The sequence below is a fragment of the Flavonifractor sp. An100 genome (genome assembly GCF_002161175.1).
In the GTDB taxonomy this organism is placed as follows: Bacteria; Bacillota; Clostridia; order Oscillospirales; family Oscillospiraceae; genus Lawsonibacter.
This window is the reverse complement of the sequence record NZ_NFMA01000015.1, coordinates 64,314-84,166: the sequence shown is the minus strand read 5'-3', so window position 1 is coordinate 84,166 and position 19,853 is coordinate 64,314. Positions and strand designations below refer to the sequence as shown.

Genomic DNA, 19,853 nt, shown 5'->3' with positions numbered 1-19,853 from the left:
CCACCAGGGCCACCCCAAAGGGGGCGCAATCCTCCAGCAGCACCGCCCCCGACAGGATGCCCGCCAGCAAAAAGTGGATGGCCGCCTCCGCCCACATGGTCACCGCCGAAGTGGACAGCCGTACCTGTCCGGTCTGTCTGGACTGCTGCCGCAGCCGGTCCAGCTTGGTTTTCAACGTCTGTCTGGCCGTCATGGTGTTCTCCTCCCGTGCCCTCCCCCAAAAATTGGGGTCTTGTCCGTCTGGATTTATTTGCCATTATATTCCATTTTCTGGAAAAGATCAGTCGAAACAAGGATGGGGAACCAAGGCGGGTTTCGTCGGTGGGCTGGGGCAATTAGGGCTTGTAATTTGGGCCAAAATCGAATACAATAAAGGATGAATCAATCTATTATCCCCTATCCTTAAGCGAAAGGAAGGTAGAGGCCTATGAAACTGCAAAACGACCTGGGTGAGATCCGCATCAGCAGCGAGGTGTTTACCGCCATCACTGGCAGCGCGGCCACCAACTGCTATGGCGTCAAGGGCATGGCCGTTCGTTCCACCACTGACGGGCTGGTCCACCTGCTGAAACGGGAGTCCATGGCCAAGGGCGTGAAGGTATACTACAACGAGGACGGCTCCGTCTCCATTGAGCTGCACATCATTGTGGAAAATGGTGTGAATCTCATGGCGGTGTGCCGCTCCATTATGAGCGAGGTGCGCTACGTGGTCAGCAAGACCACGGGAGTGGAGGTCGCCTCCGTGGATGTGTGCGTGGATTCCATGCGCTTTTAACCATACGTAGAAAGGAACATTGCCGACTATGGTACAGAATATCGACGCGGCGGCATTTCAACGCATGGTCATCCACGCGGCAGCCGCCATCAACGCCCAAAAGCAGGCCATCAATGACCTGAACGTATTCCCCGTCCCCGACGGCGACACCGGCACCAACATGTCCCTGACCATTGGCGCCGCCGCCGCTGAAATGAAAAAGAACCGCTACGACGCTGTGGGCCAGGCCGCCCAGGGAGCGGCCTCCGCCCTGCTGCGGGGGGCCCGGGGCAACTCCGGCGTGATCCTGTCCCTGCTGTTCCGCGGCTTTGCCAAGGCCATCAAGGAGAAGGAGATCATGGACGGCCGGGACCTGGCCATCGCTCTGGACTTCGGCGTGGCCGCCGCCTACAAGGCCGTCATGAAGCCCGCCGAGGGCACCATCCTCACCGTCTCCCGTCTGGCCGCGGCCCGGGCCGCCGGCTGCGCCCGGGAGGATGACAACCTGGAGTCCGTCCTCCAGGCCGCTATTGAGGAGGGCCACGTGGCCCTGGCCGACACCATCAACCAGAATCCCGTTTTGAAGAAGGCGGGTGTGGTGGACGCCGGCGGCAAGGGTTTCCTTGTCATCCTCCAGGGTATGCTGGACGAGCTGCGCGGTCTGCCCATGCCCGAGGAGGTGGCCGAGGAGGAAGATGCCCCCGCGGACAAGGCGGAGTTTGGCGCCTTCTCCACCGAGGAGATCAAGTTTGGCTACTGCACTGAGTTCATCTGCTCCCGGGACACCAAGAAGGACCCGGAGCTCCTCCGGGGCTTCCTCAATAACCTGGGCGACAGCCTGGTGCTGGTGGACGACGACGACATCATCAAGGTCCACGTCCACACCAACGACCCCGGTCTGGTGCTACAGGAGGCTCTGACCTACGGCGCTTTGCTGAAGGTAAAGATCGAAAACATGCGGGAGCAGCACACCGAGATCCTGGAGGAGGCGGCTCAGGCCCCCGCCCAGGAGAGCGCCCCTGTGAAGGCTGCCCCGGAGAAGAAGTTCGGCTATGTGGCCGTGTGCGCTGGAGAGGGCCTGGAAGCCGTGTTCCGGGACCTGGGTGTGGACGGCCTGGTGGGCGGCGGTCAGACCATGAACCCCTCCACCGAGGACATTCTGAAGGAGATCGACGCCACCCCGGCAGAGATCGTCTACGTCCTGCCCAACAACAAGAACATCATCATGGCCGCCCAGCAGTGCGTCCGCCTGTGCGAGGACAAGAAGGTGGTGGTCCTGGCCACCAAGACCGTCCCCCAGGGCATCGCCGCCATGCTGGCTGCCGACCCCGACGCCACCGAGGAGGAGAACACCTCCGCCATGACCGAGGCCTTCGGCCGGGTGCGCACCAGCGAGGTGACCTACGCTGCCCGGGACTCCGACTTCGGCGGCTTTGCCATCAAGCAGGGTGACTATCTGGCCCTGGAAGAGCACCAGCTCTTCGGCACCGACCAGGATCTGGAGGCCCTGCTGGACCGTCTGGCCCACTCCTCCAGCCACCAGGAGGCGGAGTTTATCTCCATCTTCTACGGCGCCGACGTCACCGAGGAGCAGGCCCAGCGGGTGCAGGATATCTTCACCGCCGCCTGTCCCCAGGCGGAAATCAACCTGCTGCCCGGCGGACAGCCTGTGTACTACTATATGATCTCCGCGGAATGAGATTTTCCCCCACGCCGTCCTCTCAGGAGGACGGCGTGTTTTTTCTCTCCCACACAGCCTTGACAAACGGCTGCGAATCGGATATAGTTAGGGGCGTCATGTGATATGAGTTTTTGACAGAGTATCCATGCAAATATTTCTTCTGACCACCCCGTCTGGGGTTAAGGCCATACGGACAGCCGGGTCAACTGCCGAAGGCAACTGAGATGTTGCCATTATTGATTGAGTTAAAAGCTCAATTTTATAAGTTGGTTTCCTTTGCACCCCATGCATCAACTTGTAAAACGGTCAATAAGAGTAGTAAAAGTAAGTATTTGCTATATAGACTCTGTGAAAAACCGGAACCACACCACCCTTGGCGTCAGGGGCAGTTTACCCCCTTGCGCCGTTCTATCCAGGCCGGCTTATCCCCTGGACCAGGTTCCATCCAACTGACCCTTTACAGGCAACGTGCTGCGGGCACGCTGCCTGTTTTTTTATCTCCGCACCACGATTGGCCCGGCTGCGCTCCGGGTTTTTTGACGGGAGGTCCGTATACCATGGGAGAAAAACTGAAACTGTACGGCTTTAACAACCTGACCAAGGCCCTGAGCTTCAACATCTACGACGTCTGCTACGCCAAAACCGCCCGGGAGCAGCGGGACTACATCGCCTACATCGACGAGCAATATAACTCCGACCGCCTGACCACCATCCTCACCACCCTCACCGACATGATCGGCGCCCGGGTGCTCAACATCGCCAAACAGGACTATGAGCCCCAGGGGGCCTCGGTGACCATCCTCATCGCCGAGGGGTCCATGATCCCCGCGGGCAAGACCCAGCTGGCCCACCTGGACAAAAGCCACGTCACCGTCCACACCTACCCGGAGTACCACCCGGAAACCAGCCTGGCCACCTTCCGGGTGGACATCGATGTGGCCACCTGCGGAGAGATCACCCCCCTGTCCACCCTGGACTACCTCATCGGCTCCTTCGACTCGGATATCATCACCATGGACTACCGGGTCCGGGGCTTTACCCGGAATGTGGACGGGGTAAAGGTGTTCATGGACCACCCGGTGACCTCCATCCAAGACTACATCGACCCCGCCATCCTCCGCCGCTACGACGCGGTGGATGTGAACGTATACGGGGCCAACCTCTTCCACACCAAGATGATGGTCAAGGACATCGACCTGCAGAACTATCTCTTCAAAACCGACGTCTACGAGCTGCCTCCCCAGACCCGTCTGGAGATCATGAACAACCTGCGCCGGGAGATGATCGAGATCTTCAGCGGACGGAATATCTACTAAAAAAGGAGGTGGAGCGCAGATGGATCAGACCCAAGCGCCCATCTATCAGGCCCTGGAGGAGTTCCGCAAAATGCGGGTGGTCCCCTTCGACGTGCCGGGCCACAAGCGGGGCCGGGGCAACCCGGAGCTGGCCAAGCTGCTGGGGGAGACCTGCGTCAACATGGACGTCAACTCCATGAAGCCCCTGGATAACCTGTGCCACCCCGTCTCGGTAATCCGCCAGGCGGAGGAGCTGGCGGCGGAGGCCTTCGGGGCCGCCCACGCCTTCCTCATGGTGGGAGGCACCACCAGTGCGGTGCAGAGCATGGTGCTGTCGGTGGTCAAGCGGGGGGAAAAGATCATCCTCCCCCGAAACGTCCACCGCAGCGTCATGGGGGCCCTGGTGCTGTGCGGGGCCATCCCTGTATATGTCAACCCGGAGTGTGACCCCCGCCTGGGCATCCCCCTGGGGATGAAGGTCTCCGAGGTGGAGCGGGCCATCCGGGACAATCCCGACGCCAAGGCGGTGCTGGTGAACAACCCCACCTACTACGGCATCTGCTCCGACCTGCGCGCCATCGTCGCCCTGGCCCACGCCCACGGCATGCTCTGTCTGGCTGACGAGGCCCACGGCACCCACTTCTACTTCCACCCCGACCTGCCCGTCTCCGCCATGGAGGCGGGGGCCGACCTGGCCTCGGTGTCCATGCACAAATCGGGGGGCAGCCTCACCCAGAGCTCCCTCCTTCTCACCGGCCCCAACGTCTCCCCCGGCCATGTGCGTCAGATCATCAACCTGACCCAGACCACCAGCGCCTCCTACCTCCTCCTCTCCAGCCTGGACATTGCCCGGCGGAACCTGGCCCTCCGGGGCCGGGAGGAGTTCGGCCGGGTGATGGAGCTGGCCGACTACGCCCGAAAGGAGATCAACGCCATCGGCGGCTACTACGCCTTCTCCAAAGAGCTGTGCAACGGGGACAGCGTCTACGACTTTGACGTGACCAAGCTGTCGGTCAACACCCTGGAGGTGGGGCTGGCGGGCATTGAGGTCTACGACCTGCTCCGGGACGAGTACGACATCCAGATCGAGTTCGGCGACCTGGGGAACATCCTGGCCTACCTGTCCATCGGGGACCGCCCCCGGGAGGTGGAGCGGCTGGTCAGCGCCATGAGCGAGGTGCGCCGCCGCTTCGGCAAGAGCCGGGCGGGGCTGATGGACCAGGAGTACATTGACCCCCATGTGGCCGTCTCCCCCCAGGACGCCTTCTACGCCCCCTCCGAGTCCCTCCCCCTGGAGGAAACCGCCGGGCGGGTGTGCAGCGAATTTGTCATGTGTTATCCCCCTGGCATCCCCATCCTGGCCCCTGGGGAGACCATCACCCCCCAGATTTTGGACTACATCCGCTACGCCAAGGACAAGGGTTGCTCCATGACCGGGCCGGAGGACCCGGATATTCTCCATCTCAACGTGCTGAAAGGAGGGGCTTGACCCTATGGATCTCTGGTTTTCCGAGGCCCACTCCCCCGATGTGAAGCTCTCCATCCGAGTGGACAAACAGCTCTACAGCGCCCAGAGCCAGTTCCAACGCATCGACGTGTTCCACTCCCAGGAGTTTGGCCGCTTCCTCACCCTGGACGGCTACATGATGCTCACGGAAAAGGACGAGTTTATCTACCATGAGATGATCACCCACCCCGCCCTGGCGGTCCACCCCCACGTCCGGGACGTGCTGGTCATCGGCGCCGGGGACGGGGGCGTCATCCGGGAGCTGTGCCGCTACCCCGACATCGCCCACATCGACATGGTGGAAATTGACCCCATGGTGGTGGAGGTGTGCCGGGAGTACCTGCCCCAGACCGCCTGCACCCTGGACGACCCCCGGGTGTCCATCTACTACGAGGACGGACTGAAATTCATTCGCCGGAAGGTGGACTGCTACGACCTGATCATCGTGGACTCCACCGACCCCTTTGGGCCGGGAGAGGGGTTATTTACCCGGGAGTTCTATGGCAACTGCTCCAAGGCCCTGCGGGCAGACGGCATCATGGTCAACCAACATGAGAGCCCCTTCTACGCCGAGGACGCCCTGGCCTGCCAGCGGGCCCACAAGCGAATCGTGGAGTCCTTCCCCATCGCCAAGGTCTATCAGGCCCACATCCCCACCTACCCCTCGGGCCACTGGCTCTTTGGCTTCGCCTCCAAGACCTACCACCCCCTCCGGGACCTGCGGGAGGAGGAGTGGAACGCCCGGGGCCTCACCTGCCGGTACTACACCACCACCCTGCACAAGGGTGCGTTCTATATTCCAGCCTATGTAGAGGAGCTATTGAAGCATGTTGAAGCCGCAGATTGATGTTTACATGGCCTGCGATACCCCCTGGGACCAGGCCAAAACAGTCCTGTTTGGAGCCCCCTTTGACTCCACCACCTCCAACCGCCCTGGCACCCGCTTCGGCCCCTCCGCCCTGCGGCGGGAGTCCTACGGCCTGGAGACCTACAGTCCCTATCAGGACCGGGACCTGGCCGACTGCTCCGTGTTGGACAGCGGGGACCTGGAGCTCTCCCTGGGCAGCCCCCAGCTGGCCCTGGAGGCCATTGAGGAGCGGGCGGCGGAAATTCTGGAAGGTGGGAAGCTCCCCTTCCTTCTGGGCGGGGAGCACCTGGTGACCCTGGGGGCCTTCCGGGCGGTCCACCGCCGCTACCCCGACGTGTGTATCCTCCACTTTGACGCCCACACCGACCTGCGGGGGTACTACCTGGGAGTGGAGCTGTCCCACGCCTGCGTCATCCGCCGGTGCTGGGAGCTCACCGGGGACGGCCGGATCTTCCAGTTCGGCATCCGCTCCGGGGACCGCTCCGAGTGGCTCTGGGGCAAGGACCATGTGTCCACCCACCCCTTTGACCTGGGAGGACTGGAGGAGCAAGTGAAAGCCCTTGCCAACACCCCGGTCTACTTCACCGTGGATTTGGATGTGCTGGACCCCTCCGTCTTCCCCGGCACCGGCACCCCCGAGCCGGGCGGGGTGTCCTTCGACGAGCTTCGCCGGGCGGTGACCCTGGTGTGCAGCCACTGCAATGTGGTGGGCTGCGACGTCAATGAGCTCTCGCCCCCCTATGACCCCAGCGGCGTGTCCAACGCCGTGGCCGCAAAAATCGTGCGGGAAATGCTGTTAGCCCTGGAATGTTGATTCCATTTTATAAATTATCTTTTTATTTATACTGGAGGTATTGGAAATGAGCAAGGTTTTGATCATCGGCTGCGGCGGCGTGGCCGGAGTGGCCATCCACAAGTGCTGCCAGAACAGTCAGGTGTTTGAGGAGATCTGCATCGCCAGCCGCACCAAGTCCAAGTGCGACGCCGTAAAGGCGCAGCTGGAGGGCAAGACGAAGACCAAGATCACCACCGAGCAGGTGGACGCCGACGACGTCGATCAGGTCATCGCCCTGATCAAAAAGGTACAGCCCGACCTGGTGATGAACATCGCCCTTCCCTACCAGGATCTGACCATCATGGACGCCTGCCTGGCCTGCGGCGTCAACTACATGGACACCGCCAACTACGAGCCCGAGGACATCGACGACCCGGAATGGCGGGCGGTCTACGACAAGCGCTGCAAGGAGGAGGGCTTCTCCGCCTACTTTGACTACTCCTGGCAGTGGGCCTATAAGGAGAAATTTGAAAAAGCCGGGCTCACCGCCCTTCTGGGCTCCGGCTTCGACCCGGGCGTGACCCAGGCCTACTGCGCCTACGCCCAAAAGCACCTCTTCGATCAAATCGACACCATTGATATTCTGGACTGCAACGGCGGCGACCACGGATACCCCTTCGCCACCAACTTCAACCCCGAGATCAACCTCCGGGAGGTGTCCGCCCCCGGCTCCTACTGGGAGAACGGCCACTGGGTGGAGATTCCCGCCATGTCCATCAAGCGGGAGTACAACTTTGACCAGGTGGGCGAGAAGGACATGTACCTGCTCCACCACGAGGAGATCGAGTCCCTGGCCAAGAACATCCCCGGGGTACAGCGCATCCGCTTCTTCATGACCTTCGGCCAGAGCTACCTCACCCACATGAAGTGTCTGGAAAACGTGGGCATGCTGTCCACCACCCCCATCGACTATGAGGGCCACCAGATCGTGCCCATCCAGTTTTTGAAGGCTCTCCTCCCTGACCCCGCCTCCCTGGGTCCCCGCACCGTGGGCAAGACCAACATCGGCTGCATCTTCACCGGTAAGAAGGACGGCGTGGAGAAGAAGGCCTACATTTACAACGTCTGCGACCACCAGGAGTGCTACAAAGAGGTGGGCTCCCAGGCCATCAGCTACACCACCGGTGTGCCCGCCATGATCGGGGCCATGATGCTCCTCACCGGCAAGTGGAACAAGCCCGGCGTATTCACCGTGGAGGAGTTCGATCCCGATCCCTACATGGACGCGCTCAACCAGTGGGGCCTGCCCTGGCAGATCAACGACAACCCGGTGCTGGTGGACTAAGGATATGGCTCAGTTTCCCACCCCCTATTTTCTTGTGGATGAGGGGCGGCTGCGCTCTAATCTGGAGCTGCTGAAGACGGTCCAGGAGCAGGCCGGGTGCAAGATCCTCCTGGCCCAGAAGGCCTTCTCCATGTTCTACTGCTACCCCCTTCTCCGGCAATACCTGGCGGGGAGCACCGCCAGCGGCCTCTACGAGGCCCGTCTGGGGAAGGAGCACTTCGGGGGAGAGACCCACGTCTTCTCCCCCGCCTACCGCCCCGACGAGTTTGAGGAGCTGCTGCAATACGCCGACCACCTGGTCTTCAACTCCCCCGCCCAGTTGGACAAGTTTGCTCCCCGGGCCCGGGCGGCAGGTAAGCAGGTGGGCCTGCGGATAAACCCTGAGTGCTCCACCCAGGAGGGCCAAGCCATCTACGACCCCTGCGCCCCCGGCTCCCGGCTGGGGACCACCTTGGCCAATTTCCGCCCCGACCAGCTGCCCCTGCTGGACGGCCTCCACTTCCACACCCTCTGTGAGCAGGACGCCGACGACCTGGAGACCACCCTTCGGGCCTTTGAGGACAAGTTCGGCCCCTTTCTCAAGGGGCTGAAGTGGCTCAACCTGGGGGGCGGCCACCACATCACCCGGCCGGGCTACCAGGTGGACCGGCTCATCGGCCTCATCCGCCGTCTGCGGGAGACCTACGGCGTGGAGGTCTACCTGGAGCCGGGAGAGGCGGTGGTGCTGAACGCCGGATTCCTGGTCGCCTCGGTGCTGGAGATCGTCCACAACGACATGGACATCGCCATTCTGGACACCTCCGCCGCCTGCCACATACCCGACGTACTGGAGATGCCCTACCGTCCCCCCCTCCAGGGTTCGGGGGAGCCGGGGGAAAAGGCCCACACCTACCGCCTGGCCGGCCCCACCTGTCTGGCGGGAGACGTGATCGGGGACTACTCCTTCGACGCCCCCCTGCAAGAGGGGGACACCCTGGTCTTTGAGGACATGGCCCTCTACACCATGGTGAAGACCAACACCTTCAACGGCATGCCTCTGCCCGCCATCCGCTGGCGGGACTGGGACGGGAAGGTGTCTCTGGTGCGCTCCTTCAGCTATCAAGATTTTAAGACCCGGCTGTCCTGAGTTTTCCTTTGAAAAGCAGCCCCGGCCTTGCGGCCGGGGCTGCCTCCTATTTCTCAATTTGCGCCCAGCAGGCACAGTACCAGGCCATAGATCACACTGGCGCTGATACCGAACACCAGCACCGGGCCGGCCACTACGAAGAGTTTGGCCGCGGTACCGGTGACCAGCCCCTCGCTTTTAAATTCCAGGGCAGGGGACACCATGGCGTTGGCAAAGCCGGTGATGGGCACCAGAGTACCCGCTCCCGCCCGCTTGGCGATATTATCAAAATATCCAAGACCCGTGAGCAGAGCGGCGGCAAAAATCAGGGTCACAGACACCGCAGTCCCTGCCAGATCCTGGCTGAGTCCCCAACTGCGGTATAAGTTGGATAACCCTTGCCCGGCTGTACAGATCGCTCCGCCCACCACAAATGCCCAAAGCATATTTTTCCATGTGGGGGAGGGTTGAGCCCGCTCCTGGATCAGCTTTCCATAGTCCTGATTGGTTATCTTCAAGGTCCTTCTCTCCATTTCATTTTGCTTACCGCATTTTTTCTAGTGTGTGTCTTGCTCCCAGAACCTATGCACAGTTGCCGTCATATTCCCTGCGTTGCCCACATACACTGGTGCTGAAAGAGGTGATTTGGGTGTATTATGACAAACGCCACATTGTTTCTGCCGCTCTGGGAGCTATTATTCTGGGCGCTATGCTCCATTTCCTTTACGGCTGGTTTCCCAACGCCTTGACCGCTCTTATCTCTCCCATCAATGAAAGCATTTGGGAACACACCAAAATCCTCGTCTGGCCCTATCTCCTGGCCGCCTCCTGGCTGACCTGGAAACGCCCTGGAGCCATCCGGCCTTTTTTATTGGCGCTGCCTTTGATGTGCCTGATTATGCTGGTGGTAGGATATCTTTATCACGTCTCTCTGGGCGGTGAGGCGTTTTGGGTGGACCTACTTCTCTATGTTGCCGTTATGGCATTTGGATTCTGGTTCCCTCTGCAATTTTCTGGTCCCTTTTCCACGCCGGGCTGGATGATTCCCATTTTCATTTGCGCTGTTTTGATCGTTCTGTTGGGGCTGTTTACCCTCTATCCTCCCAATACTCTCCTGTTTGTCGACCTGTCCTCCGCTGGGGCCTGGTTTCCTCTCCCGTGCTGAACGGCCCTTCCCCTTTCTCTTTTCCTTTGCTATAATGGGTTTGTATACTCTGGTTCAGAAAGGGGGAAGCGTCATGGTTGTCTTTGGAACTAGCTGTACCAATGCCCGCCGCCGGGCCTACGATCTGTTGGCTATGGCTGTCCAAACCGAATGGGGACTGCCCCAGCTGCCCTCCATTGCCCGCAGGGACGGAGGGAAGCCATACTTTCCTGATCACCCGGAGCTGGAATTTAACCTCAGCCACAGTGGGGAGCTCATTTTATGCGCTCTGGACCTGGCCCCTGTGGGGGTAGATATCCAGATGGTCAAAGCCATGCGTCCCGGCCTGCCCGCCCGGGTATGCTCCCCTCAGGAACAGCGGTGGCTGGAGGAACAGCCGGACCTGTGGAGAGGCTTTGCTCAGCTGTGGGCAATGAAGGAAGCCCATGTCAAATACACTGGCACCGGCCTGACCCGCTCCATCTCCAGCATCCCCACCCCCCTTCTGTCCTCCGGGCAAACCCACGGCACTGTGGAGGGCCTGTACGTTCAAATTTACTCCGGCGGGGGCTGGATGGGGGCCTGCTGCAGCACACATGCCCCGCCAAGCCAAATCACCTGGGTCACACTTCCCTGATTCTTGAAAATTTCCCCTTTACAATCTAACGGAATCCTGCTATAATAACGAAGCATCCAAACAGATGCGCCCGTAGTTCAATGGATAGAGCGTCAGATTCCGGTTCTGAATGTTGGGGGTTCGAGTCCCTTCGGGCGTACCAAAAAAGAAGCACCTGCTCGGCAGATGCTTCTTTTTTCACAATTTCAGAAGAACAAAGCCGGGAAGCCACTCCATTTTGCAGCTTTCCGGCTTTTTCTTTACACCAGCAAGGAAATAAGGGGAATCGTTACGATACACAACAGGCTGGAGACAAACACCGCCCGGGCCCCAAGCTCCACACAGCCGCCATATTCTTCCCCGATTACCACCGTGGCTGCGGCGCAGGGCATAGCCATAATGATAATTACCACCCCCACCGCCATGGGATTGGCAATGGGGAGCAGCTCCACCACCGCCCAGGTCAAAATAGGGAACAGCAGCAGCCGTACCAGGCATATGGACCGCACATCCCGGTCTAGCAGGGCGTCGGACAGCTTTCCTTCCGCCAAATTCATCCCGGTGACCAGCATGGACAGAGGTGTTGTGATATCAGAAAGATACTGCACAGGGGTCAACACAGCCTCCGGGACGGAAACCTGTAGGCAATAAAAGGTCAATCCCAACACAATTGCCAGGTTGACTGCGCTGAACAACACCTTGCCCCAGGATACTGTAGCAGCTTCCTTTTCCGCTTCTCCATCCGATGCAGCCAATTTCGCTCCCAGGGAGTAGAGCAGCAGGTTGAAGGGCACACCCAACATCACCGCCAGCGCCATCCCCTCCTCTCCAAACAGGGCATAGGCCACGGGATAGCCCATAAATCCATTGTTGCAGAAGGAGCAGCACAGCGCCCACATGCCTCGACGCCCCTTTGGCACCCGAAACAGCCGGCTCAGGGGCTGCGACAAAATCACATAGGATATATGAAACAGAAAGCCCAGGCCAAACATCAGCAGCGCGTCACCCAAAAACTCCGCCTCAAATGGCCGGAGCATGGACACAAAAATGGTGGCCGGCAGGGTAATTTTCATCAGTAACGCGGTCAGAGGGGTGGTGGCACTGGCAGGCAGCACCCCAACACGCACCGCCACAAATCCCACTCCGATCATCAAAAATAAGCCCACCAGATTGGTGAGCAGTACCGAAACAGACATTCTCCCACTTCTCCCCGCCCCATCCAGGGCGTTTTCTCTTTTCCCCTCATTATAACAAAGGCGTTCTCCCCTTGTCATCGTCAACACAGAGAAACCGCCAGCCATTGGGCTGGCGGTTTCTGGCTGACTTGCCAAAGGATCAACGGTTCTTAAAGGCTGTTACCTTTTCCTTATTCAAGAAGGCCTTCATGGCGTCCTTCTGGTCCTCGGTGGCAAAGCACAGGGCAAAGGCTTCGCTCTCGTAGGCCACACCGGTGGCCATATCCGTCTGCAGGCCACGGCGGATGGCCGCCTTGGACTGCCGCACCGCCACCTGGGCATTGGCAGCGATAGCATTGGCCAGCTCCAGAGCTTTGTCCATCAGCTCCTCGGGCTCATACACATGGCTGACCAGACCCATAGCCTGGGCCTCCTCCGCTTTGATGTTCCGGGCAGTCAGAATGAGCTCCATGGCATTGGCAGAGCCCACCAGCCGGGGCAGGCGCTGGGTGCCGCCAAAGCCAGGGGTAATGCCCAGCCCCACCTCAGGCTGTCCAAACCGGGCCCGCACGCTGGCTACCCGGATATCACAGGCCATGGCCAGCTCGCAGCCGCCGCCCAGTGCAAAGCCGTTGACCGCCGCGATGGTGGGCTTGGTCAGGTTCTCCAGCTTCAAAAAGACCCGGTTGCCCAGTACGCCGAACTGCTTGGCCTGGGCGGCCGTCAGCTCAGACATCTGCCCGATATCCGCTCCCGCCACAAAGGAGCGTCCCGATCCGGTGAGAATGGCCACCAGAATATCTTCCTGCGCTTCCACCTGGTCCAGCACACTGTCCAGGTCCCGAAGCACCTGATCGTTCAAGGCATTGAGAGCCTCCGGTCGATTCATAGTGATAATGCCCACAGGGCCTTTTTGCTCCAGCGTCACAAATGCCATTTTATTGTTCCTCCTTATGTTCGTGGTTCCGTCCAGGGATCGAATCCCGCTCTTGCCCTCTATTATAGCGGATATCCCACACCAGGGCAAGAAAAAGCCCCCCTTTTCCCAAAAATCTTCCCCTTCCGGCTGGAATGAATGGGGATTGGGCGGAATACACTGCTTTGAAAGGGGTGGAGCCAATGAGTGACAAGGTTCTGTCGGTGGGCAAAGGAGCCCTGTTGCTGACCGTGCTGGGAGCAGTCTCCCAGGTGCTTGGCTTTGGATACCGGGTCGCCCTCTCCCGGCTGGCCGGGGCCCAAGTCATGGGCCTGTACCAGCTGGTGATGCCTGTCTATTCCGTGCTGCTCTCCCTTACAGCGGTGGGTTTGACTGCGGCGGTATCCAATCTCACCTCCCAGTATCTGGCCCTCGGCAACACCCGGGGGGCCCACCAAACTCTGAACACCTGTCTGCGCATCTTTTTTCTCCTCTTAATCCCTCTGGGCGCTGTGGTGATCATCGCCTCAGACGCCATCTCTGTGACCTTTTTGGGAGACGCCCGTACACAGCTGGGCCTCATTCTATTGGTCCCCTGCGTGGCTTTGACCGGAGTGGAGAATTTTCACAAGCACGTCTTCTATGGAGCCGGGCTGATCCGCCCCCCTGCCGTGGTGGATTTGCTGGAGCAGCTCATTCGGGCGGGGGCGGTATTAGGACTGCTCATCTGTTTTCTGCCCCAGTATCCCGAACGGGTGGTGGGCCTGATTGTAGCCGGAATGGTGGTCTGTGAGATCTTCTCCTCTCTGACCCTCTGCATTCTCTACCGCCGCCGGCTCTCCCGCACTGGACTGCACGGACCGGGAGAGGCAGGCGGCGTTCGCCGCCGGCGGGTGGCTGCCATTGCCCTTCCTGTGGGCGCCAATGCCCTGTTGGGCAACCTGATGGGGGCTGCCAATGCCACCCTCATTCCCCAAAAGCTGGTGGAGGGCGGCATGGACCGCAATGCCGCCATTGCCCAGTTCGGCGTAGTATGCGGAATGACCCTCCCTATGTTGGCTCTGCCCACCGTCTTTCTGGGGGCATTAAATCTGGTCCTGGTTCCCCGCCTGGCCCGTGCAAGTGCCCTGGGGCGGGAAGGAGAGGTACGGCGGTTGACCTCCCGGGCCATGTCTGCCGTGGCCGTGCTGATTCTCCCATCCATGGCCATGATGGTGGTACTGGGGCCCAATTTAAGTCAGCTTCTCTTTGCCCAACCGGATGCCGGCTCTTACCTCCTCCCCCTGGCCATCACCATGGTCCTCAGCTGCTTTTGCTCCGTGCTGGGAGGCGTACTCAACGGGGTGGGCCACCAGCGCCAGGTTGCGGTGGTCTCTCTGCTGGGCGGAGGGGTACAGCTGGCCTTTACCCTGGCTCTCGTTCCCCTCCCGGGAGTTGGGATGCGGGGTTACATCGCCGGAGCCCTGGTCTCCACCGCCCTGGAGGCTATTTTGTGCCTATGGCTGACAGTACGGAGCACCGGCCTGGTCCCCCAATGGTTCTCCTGGCTGGTTGCCCCGGGTTTGGCGGCGCTTCTAGCCGCCCTCACCTCCAATCTGCTGCTGCATTATCTGGAGCAAGAGGGCTTCTCTCCCCTGGCCGCCTGCGGAGCCAGCTTGGGGTTTGGCCTCGTTCTCTACCTGGCCGCCCTCCATGCTCAGGCCGTCCGTGTAAGAGAGATTTTGCGCATCCATTGGTGATCTGGGCATAAAAAAAGCGGACCTTCATCCGTTTTACTAACATGCATTTGATCCTGTGCCGGCCGCTGGCCGGTACTTTTTTACACAAAAGAAATGACCCTTGACTGCCCGTTTCGTAATCCGCTGCAGTCAAGGGTCATTTCTGTTCACTCTTGTTATCTAACATCATTTTGGCTACCTCTCTTTCTACAGAATTGCCACATACCACATCACATTTGCTCGGCTTTCTTGGAACTTCTCTTCTCAACTTATATTCTGTGACCGCTCCTGCGGTTCTCTCCTCAAACGTGAGGTCCTGGACGTTGAAAGGGTTCCGAATCGCTTGCTTTGATTTTGTGGTACGCGCGTACCTGGTGCCGAATCGCTTGGTCGAATCAGTGATCGGATGTGGCGTTGGGTCTCCTTTCCTGGGTCAGGGTTCCTTGCTGGGGTTCTTTGTTCCTTTCCTCTGGTCAAGGGTCCTGTCTTGGTGCCGCACCATATTTTCGATCATCTGGGATTTACCACTGCTGGGGTTTTATTTTTGGTTATTTCCTCTTTTGACCTTGCATCCTGGCGTCAGGTGCTGGGGCTCTTCTTAATACATTGGACTCATCCTTTCTGGCTATAATGTACCACAGCAGCCCATAATTGTCAAGCTATTTTGTGTGATTTTTAAAAAATTTTTTCACCCCTTTGCAAGCTGTTTTGACCTCTTATTTCATATTGCGACCTTCTTCCCACAAAAAACAGCCGGCAGACAGCGTTTCCTGTCTGCCGGCTGTTACCGATTTTCTTGTCACGGCTGCGGAGGCGGGGGATCTGCGGTCACAGAGGTCAGGAAGCGGTAATAGGGCACCAGGAAGCGGAAGCCCTTCACCACCTGCTCCTCCAGCTGGGGCTGGAAGAGCAGCCCCTCACAGTTATGGTCGCTGGAAAGCACGATCTGCCGCCGGTTATACCAGGGAAACAACAGGGGCCCCGGGTCTCCCTTTGCCCGCTTATAGCTCTCCCCCTCCAGCACAAACTCCTCCTGCCCCTCCAGCTGCCGGGCCAGCTTCTCCAGAGGGGCCGGGTCCCGGTCGATGCGGGCCCGGAGTTTGGCCATGGTCAAGGGAGTGGGGTCATAGCACCCCATTCCATAGCTGTAATACTCAGGGGCAATTTCGAAGTAAAAGCTGGGCTGCGCCCCCTCCGCTTCGGTCCGCCGCCGCAGGGAGAACCACATGTGCTCCTTATAGGGGCCACGGCCGTGGAGGCGCCGGGCATCCCGGTAGATGCGGCTGACCTTCTTTTCCAGCCTCAGCTCCGGAAACTCCTCCTCCATGCGCCGGCTCACCTGGTCGGCCAGCTGCCGCAGTGGTGTCTCCACAAAGGTGTGGTACTCCTCTTTATGCTCCAAAAACCAGCTGCGCTCATTATGGAAGCGAATGCCCCACAAAAAGTCTACTGCATCCTGGGAAAAACCGTTAAACATACCTTGTCCTCGCCGCTTCTATGGTCTCTTAAGCTCCAATGTCCTGGCTGGGCTGGGAGTTTGCGCTGGAACTGGAGCCAGAACCGGAGCTGGCACCAGAACCAGAGCTGGAAGCACCTGTCTCCGAACTGGATGTGCTGCTGTCTCCGCTGCCGCCTGTAGAGCTGTCCCCGGTTTGGGTTCCTCCGGTCTCGCTTCCGCCCTGGGTCCCTGTGGAGCCGCCCGTCTGGGTGTCCCCACCGGACTGCGACCCTGTAGTTCCCCCAGTTTGGGTGCTGCCGCCCGTCTCAGTTCCCGTGCTGCCACCCGTCTGGGTGCTGCCCCCGGTCTGGCCCCCCGTGCTTCCGCCGGTGGAGGTACTGGGCTTGGGCGGCACTCCGTCGGGCCAGGTGGAGGGATCGCCGTCAGCAGGATTATAGTGATACAGGTGGGGACGCATCTTATAGGTGCTGGTCCCCATATCCTGCTTTTCCAGCAGCTTGCCGTCCTTGTCGTAGATATAGCGGTAGGTGTGGGCCGTGCGTCCGGTATAGGCGTTCTGCTTCTTATCCAGCACCAGAGTTCCCTGAGGCACGCTCTCATCGGCCACATAGGAGGTGGTGGGCGTGACCCAGTTGGACTGCACTCGCTCCGGAATGGCATAGCTGCCATCCACATTGGTGCCGTAAATTTTCACCGTCAGCTTCCGCTCCCCGCCCTTATCGTAGCTCTCCGTGACGATCTTGATGGGGTAGTCGGTGTTGTTTTTAAAGCGGAAATCGGTGCTGCCGTACCAGACGGTAGCATCCATGCCGTCGGGCACATAGCCCACCGCATAGCGGTGAGGCGCCCGCTCCACGATCTCCAGGGTGGTGTGGAGAACGGCATAGTAGATGGTAGAGGAGGTCTGGCAGATGCCGCCGCCCACCTCGTCGGAGGAGGCGCCGCCCACATAGGCCGGGGCGGGCAGATAGCCCTTATCGGCGGTACGGCTGCCGGTGGTGTTGTTGTAGGAAAATTCCTCTCCAGGCAGCAGGATGACTCCGTTGCAGGCAGCGGCGGACAGCTTGACATTGCTCTTTCGGTTGGCCGTGCCGCTCACCGTGCTGGTTCCCTGCCCCAACAGATCCCGGAACAGGGATGCTTTCAGATTTTCCGTGGAGATGTTAGGCTCCGTCACCTCTAGGGCCACCGTCACCGTGGTCCCCCAGGCGGCCCCGGCAACCTCCCGGGCGGCCTGGTCCGGGTCGAAATCCAGTCCGGTGACGCTGGGAATCACCTCATAGGTCTCCGGGTCCAGGGACGCCTCCTTCACCTCGGCGTAGACCTCTTCATGGACCTGGTTCATATCCACAGCGGCGGGCTCAGTGATTTGAGGCTCCACCTCCATCGCGGTCTCGTCTCCCTGGGAGGCCTGCTGGAGGATGATCTGCTTGGCCTGCTCCCGGTCAATGGCTTTGCCCGGCTGGCCTATCTGGAACACCAGCTGGCCATCCACAACTTCCCAGGTGGTTTCCTGCACGCCGCCACCCAGATCCTGGTCCATCTGGTCCAGCACCCGCTCCGTCTCAGACTCCCCCAAGGGAGTGAACTGATAGGGCAGTTCCACCTCGTTGCCCGCCACCACAGCGGCCAGTAAATGCCAGCCCTGCGCCAGGAAGCCATGTTCCCGGCCCGACTGCCATGCCGCCTCGGCTCCCGCCTGGGCGTCCACCACAATATAGGGACTGTCAGCCGGGAAAGCATAGCTGCCTTCATGGCCGGCCACCGTAAGGTTAACCTGGAACCCGTCCTCCCGGCTGTTCAACGCCTGCTCCAGCGCCTGCCGGGCCTGTTCCCGGGTCATGCCGCCCAGCTTCACTCCATCCGCGGTGGTATTGGGCAGAATGGTCCCGCTCTGCCCCACCCAAGCGCACACACCCAGATAGGCCAGCACCAACACGGCTACTACCGCCGCCACAATAATCATCCATTTTTTGGGCCCTCCGGCCTGTTTTTGTACCCGTTGGCCTTCCATATTTGATCTCCTCCAAAAGACCGGAGCTGGCTATTCCACCCTTGCTCCACGGCCTGCTGCAATTTTCTGTGCGGACTCATGCGGAAGTTATTATATCACCCAAACTTGTCCCAATACAATTACAGAACAGTTACAACTTCCCCCGCCCACAGGCGAAAATATCTGCCCCAGGCATTTACTTTTCCCAGTTCCTGCGGTATCATAAGAGACAAATGTGCCCTCTGATTTTAACAAATTTTAAGGAGATCTCAATCCTCCTTTGAGGGCCCACTGTTATCCTAGATGCAGCAAACCCTGTGGGAGGCGGATTGCCATGTCTGAGTACCAGCCCAAAGGAAATTCTGGGAGCCTGACCTCCTGGATCATCCCCATTCTCTTTTTATTTATATTTCCGCCCATCGGCGTTCTTCTGGTGGTGCTAAAGCTCTTCAGCGGCTCTCGGCCTAGGGGCCGCCACCCCTACTATGCCCAGCAGGAGGGGACAGGCCCCATCGGCGCCCGCACCACCGCGGCTCAGCCCGCCGCTCCTGGTCAAAAAACGAAAAAAACTAGGACCCGCAAGAATGGCAGCGCCGATCTGGTGGGCAAGCTAATACAGAAGGGAAAGAAGCTGACCACCTTTGGCGCCCTCCTTTCCGCCATTTTTGCATTTGTGATTGTCTCCAGTCTCTATAACTCCGCCTATTGGCTTTTAAACGGGGAGTTCCACTGGTTTGTGTCCGACCTATTCAACATGCTGCCTAACTTCTGCTTTCTGGCCGCCGGCCTGGGCTGCCTGTGGGCCGGAATACGCAAGCGCAAGCAGGCCAACCGCTACCGTACCTACCTGGCCATGATCGGTCCGCGCAAATCCATCTCCGTCTCCTCTCTGGCCTCGGCCGCCGGTCTGTCCCTTTCCCGGGTACGGGAGGATTTGGAGGATATGCTGGCGGAGGGGATTTTCCCCACTGGCTTTCTGGACTACGCCGGCGACCTGCTGGTGCTGTCGGACGAGGGACTGAAGGACGTACCCTCCGCTCCCACGGCGGCTCCCCAGCCTCTCAAGACGGAGCAGAGCGAGGAAGACGCTATTTTATCCGAGATCCGCGCGGTCAACGATGCGGTGGCCAACGAAAAGCTCTCCGCCCAAATTGACCGCATCGGCGTCATCACCGCCAAGATTTTGGAGTATCAGCACAGCCGCCCGGAGAAAGCCCCCCAGCTGCACAGCTTTTTGAGCTACTACCTGCCCACCACCCTGAAAATCCTGCGGGCCTATGGCCAGCTGGAATCCCAGGAAATTTCAGGAGAAAACATCACCTCCGCCATGGAGCGCATTGAGGGAATGATGGACAAGGTGGTAGAGGGCTTTGAAAAGCAGCTGGACCAGCTCTTCCAGGGAGATGCCATGGACATCACCGCCGACGTGGAGGTGCTGGAACGGATGCTGGCCAAGGACGGCCTGTCCTCCAACCAGGGCATGACCCTGTGACCCCCCTGTT

Annotated in this window: 18 protein-coding genes and 1 tRNA gene; 13 read left to right on the top strand and 6 right to left on the bottom strand. The window is 59.8% G+C overall.

The window, feature by feature from the left end; all coding sequences use genetic code 11:
* Positions 1 to 193 (bottom strand): hypothetical protein (locus B5E43_RS09815; RefSeq protein WP_143382984.1); only part of this gene is annotated, 193 nt, incomplete at its 3' end.
* 234 nt (positions 194 to 427) lie between these two features.
* Between B5E43_RS09815 and B5E43_RS09810 the strand changes: the two genes are divergently transcribed.
* The 8 genes from B5E43_RS09810 to nspC all read left to right on the top strand — a co-directional run bounded on the left by B5E43_RS09810 (position 428) and on the right by nspC (position 9,351).
* A complete protein-coding gene (locus B5E43_RS09810; RefSeq protein WP_087396258.1) occupies positions 428 to 775 on the top strand; it encodes an Asp23/Gls24 family envelope stress response protein in 348 nt (115 codons plus the stop codon).
* Positions 776 to 803: 28 nt separating this feature from the next.
* Positions 804 to 2,453, top strand: coding sequence for a DAK2 domain-containing protein (locus B5E43_RS09805; RefSeq protein ID WP_087396256.1), 1,650 nt, complete (start codon positions 804 to 806; stop codon positions 2,451 to 2,453).
* Between the two features lie 539 nt (positions 2,454 to 2,992).
* Entirely contained in the window at positions 2,993 to 3,751 is a 759-nt protein-coding gene (gene speD / locus B5E43_RS09800; RefSeq protein ID WP_087396254.1) for an adenosylmethionine decarboxylase, read from the top strand.
* Positions 3,752 to 3,770: 19 nt separating this feature from the next.
* Entirely contained in the window at positions 3,771 to 5,219 is a 1,449-nt protein-coding gene (locus B5E43_RS09795; protein ID WP_087396251.1) for an aminotransferase class I/II-fold pyridoxal phosphate-dependent enzyme, read from the top strand.
* Positions 5,220 to 5,223: 4 nt separating this feature from the next.
* Entirely contained in the window at positions 5,224 to 6,084 is an 861-nt protein-coding gene (gene speE, locus B5E43_RS09790; protein WP_087396249.1) for a polyamine aminopropyltransferase, read from the top strand.
* Complete coding sequence (gene speB, locus B5E43_RS09785) at positions 6,065 to 6,919, top strand: agmatinase (protein ID WP_087396246.1); 855 nt, start codon at positions 6,065 to 6,067, stop codon at positions 6,917 to 6,919. Before speE ends, speB begins: the two co-directional genes overlap by 20 nt.
* Positions 6,920 to 6,965: 46 nt before the next feature.
* Entirely contained in the window at positions 6,966 to 8,225 is a 1,260-nt protein-coding gene (locus B5E43_RS09780) for a saccharopine dehydrogenase family protein (RefSeq protein WP_087396244.1), read from the top strand.
* A 4-nt stretch (positions 8,226 to 8,229) separates the two neighbouring features.
* Complete coding sequence (gene nspC, locus B5E43_RS09775; RefSeq protein WP_087396242.1) at positions 8,230 to 9,351, top strand: carboxynorspermidine decarboxylase; 1,122 nt, start codon at positions 8,230 to 8,232, stop codon at positions 9,349 to 9,351.
* Between the two features lie 53 nt (positions 9,352 to 9,404).
* On the opposite strand, the gene spoVAC is transcribed toward nspC, so the two are convergent.
* The gene (spoVAC, locus tag B5E43_RS09770) at positions 9,405 to 9,848 is read right to left on the bottom strand and encodes a stage V sporulation protein AC (protein ID WP_087396240.1); all 444 of its coding nucleotides are present in this window, start codon (positions 9,846 to 9,848) and stop codon (positions 9,405 to 9,407) included.
* Between the two features lie 131 nt (positions 9,849 to 9,979).
* Between spoVAC and B5E43_RS09765 the strand changes: the two genes are divergently transcribed.
* From B5E43_RS09765 to B5E43_RS09755, 3 genes are all read left to right on the top strand, one after another.
* On the top strand, positions 9,980 to 10,495 hold the full coding sequence (locus B5E43_RS09765) for a DUF6512 family protein (protein WP_087396238.1): 516 nt from the start codon (positions 9,980 to 9,982) through the stop codon (positions 10,493 to 10,495).
* Between the two features lie 73 nt (positions 10,496 to 10,568).
* Positions 10,569 to 11,111 carry a 4'-phosphopantetheinyl transferase superfamily protein gene (locus tag B5E43_RS09760; protein WP_158099017.1) on the top strand — a complete coding sequence of 181 codons (543 nt, stop codon included), beginning with the start codon at positions 10,569 to 10,571 and terminating at the stop codon, positions 11,109 to 11,111.
* A gap of 66 nt (positions 11,112 to 11,177) precedes the next feature.
* A tRNA-Arg gene (locus B5E43_RS09755) sits at positions 11,178 to 11,253 on the top strand.
* 97 nt (positions 11,254 to 11,350) lie between these two features.
* Here the strand turns inward: B5E43_RS09755 and B5E43_RS09750 are convergent.
* Both B5E43_RS09750 and B5E43_RS09745 read right to left on the bottom strand, forming a co-directional pair.
* A complete protein-coding gene (locus B5E43_RS09750) occupies positions 11,351 to 12,286 on the bottom strand; it encodes an AEC family transporter (RefSeq protein WP_158099016.1) in 936 nt (311 codons plus the stop codon).
* A 139-nt stretch (positions 12,287 to 12,425) separates the two neighbouring features.
* Positions 12,426 to 13,202 (bottom strand): enoyl-CoA hydratase-related protein, encoded by a 777-nt coding sequence (locus B5E43_RS09745; protein WP_087396234.1) that lies wholly within the window; start codon positions 13,200 to 13,202, stop codon positions 12,426 to 12,428.
* Positions 13,203 to 13,384: 182 nt separating this feature from the next.
* Here B5E43_RS09745 and B5E43_RS09740 point away from each other — a divergent pair, with 182 nt between their 5' ends.
* Positions 13,385 to 14,920 carry a polysaccharide biosynthesis C-terminal domain-containing protein gene (locus B5E43_RS09740; protein WP_087396232.1) on the top strand — a complete coding sequence of 512 codons (1,536 nt, stop codon included), beginning with the start codon at positions 13,385 to 13,387 and terminating at the stop codon, positions 14,918 to 14,920.
* A 778-nt stretch (positions 14,921 to 15,698) separates the two neighbouring features.
* Here B5E43_RS09740 and B5E43_RS09735 read toward each other — a convergent pair.
* Positions 15,699 to 16,376, bottom strand: coding sequence for a DUF2461 domain-containing protein (locus B5E43_RS09735; RefSeq protein ID WP_087396230.1), 678 nt, complete (start codon positions 16,374 to 16,376; stop codon positions 15,699 to 15,701).
* Positions 16,377 to 16,404: 28 nt separating this feature from the next.
* Entirely contained in the window at positions 16,405 to 18,372 is a 1,968-nt protein-coding gene (locus tag B5E43_RS09730; RefSeq protein WP_087396228.1) for a VanW family protein, read from the bottom strand.
* Positions 18,373 to 18,685: 313 nt separating this feature from the next.
* Here B5E43_RS09730 and B5E43_RS09725 point away from each other — a divergent pair, with 313 nt between their 5' ends.
* Positions 18,686 to 19,843, top strand: coding sequence for a 5-bromo-4-chloroindolyl phosphate hydrolysis family protein (locus tag B5E43_RS09725; protein WP_087396226.1), 1,158 nt, complete (start codon positions 18,686 to 18,688; stop codon positions 19,841 to 19,843).
* Positions 19,844 to 19,853 lie beyond the last annotated feature (10 nt).

What these genes read in the sequence shown, in the direction of transcription:
- B5E43_RS09810 (WP_087396258.1), top strand. Translation starts at nt 428, where the DNA reads ATGAAACTGCAAAACGACCTGGGTGAGATCCGCATCAGCAGCGAGGTG.
- B5E43_RS09805 (WP_087396256.1), top strand. Translation starts at nt 804, where the DNA reads ATGGTACAGAATATCGACGCGGCGGCATTTCAACGCATGGTCATCCAC.
- speD (WP_087396254.1), top strand. Translation starts at nt 2,993, where the DNA reads ATGGGAGAAAAACTGAAACTGTACGGCTTTAACAACCTGACCAAGGCC.
- B5E43_RS09795 (WP_087396251.1), top strand. Translation starts at nt 3,771, where the DNA reads ATGGATCAGACCCAAGCGCCCATCTATCAGGCCCTGGAGGAGTTCCGC.
- speE (WP_087396249.1), top strand. Translation starts at nt 5,224, where the DNA reads ATGGATCTCTGGTTTTCCGAGGCCCACTCCCCCGATGTGAAGCTCTCC.
- speB (WP_087396246.1), top strand. Translation starts at nt 6,065, where the DNA reads ATGTTGAAGCCGCAGATTGATGTTTACATGGCCTGCGATACCCCCTGG.
- B5E43_RS09780 (WP_087396244.1), top strand. Translation starts at nt 6,966, where the DNA reads ATGAGCAAGGTTTTGATCATCGGCTGCGGCGGCGTGGCCGGAGTGGCC.
- nspC (WP_087396242.1), top strand. Translation starts at nt 8,230, where the DNA reads ATGGCTCAGTTTCCCACCCCCTATTTTCTTGTGGATGAGGGGCGGCTG.
- B5E43_RS09760 (WP_158099017.1), top strand. Translation starts at nt 10,569, where the DNA reads ATGGTTGTCTTTGGAACTAGCTGTACCAATGCCCGCCGCCGGGCCTAC.
- B5E43_RS09750 (WP_158099016.1), bottom strand. Translation starts at nt 12,286, where the DNA reads ATGTCTGTTTCGGTACTGCTCACCAATCTGGTGGGCTTATTTTTGATG.
- B5E43_RS09745 (WP_087396234.1), bottom strand. Translation starts at nt 13,202, where the DNA reads ATGGCATTTGTGACGCTGGAGCAAAAAGGCCCTGTGGGCATTATCACT.
- B5E43_RS09740 (WP_087396232.1), top strand. Translation starts at nt 13,385, where the DNA reads ATGAGTGACAAGGTTCTGTCGGTGGGCAAAGGAGCCCTGTTGCTGACC.
- B5E43_RS09735 (WP_087396230.1), bottom strand. Translation starts at nt 16,376, where the DNA reads ATGTTTAACGGTTTTTCCCAGGATGCAGTAGACTTTTTGTGGGGCATT.
- B5E43_RS09730 (WP_087396228.1), bottom strand. Translation starts at nt 18,372, where the DNA reads ATGGAAGGCCAACGGGTACAAAAACAGGCCGGAGGGCCCAAAAAATGG.
- B5E43_RS09725 (WP_087396226.1), top strand. Translation starts at nt 18,686, where the DNA reads ATGTCTGAGTACCAGCCCAAAGGAAATTCTGGGAGCCTGACCTCCTGG.